At 45.8% G+C, this 520-nt stretch carries 1 pseudogene; it reads right to left on the bottom strand.

Going from position 1 to position 520, the window contains the following annotated elements:
* Positions 1–152: 152 nt before the first annotated feature.
* A pseudogene (locus tag AB4653_RS28595) lies at positions 153–520 on the bottom strand (glutathione synthase); the annotation flags it as partial.

The following is a 520-nucleotide window of genomic DNA, read 5'->3' on the forward strand; positions in this document are numbered from 1 at the left end:
GGGCATAGCGACCAGAAAGTGGTTCGTTAAATTCATAGAGCCTCCTGCCAGTGTGTTCCCAGTAAAGGAAAAAGAGCGGCGTAAAGCCGCTCATTGTTCTTTGCCTAGATATTTTTGTGTTTTCGAATAGCTAAGGCTTTCTTTAGTTTAGGCTATTTAGCGTTAACGCGACGCTCGATTGCATCCATTAATTTTCCCGTTACCGAAATATCAAAAGCAGCTTCAATTTCACGGATACAAGTAGGGCTTGTCACGTTGATTTCAGTCAGTTTGTCACCGATAACATCAAGTCCTACAAAGATTAAACCTTTCTCTTTTAATGCCGGTGCAACTGCTCTTGCGATAGCCCAGTCTGTTTCACTCAGCGGGCGAGCTTCACCTGTACCGCCAGCAGCAAGGTTACCTCGAGTTTCCCCTTTCGCAGGAATACGCGCTAGGCAGTAAGGCATTGGTTCACCGTCAACCACAAGAATGCGCTTATCACCATTGCTGATGTCTGGAACAAAGGTTTGTGCCATTG

The sequence above is a fragment of the Vibrio sp. 10N.222.48.A3 genome (genome assembly GCF_041475345.1).
GTDB lineage: Bacteria > Pseudomonadota > Gammaproteobacteria > Enterobacterales > Vibrionaceae > Vibrio > Vibrio tasmaniensis_A.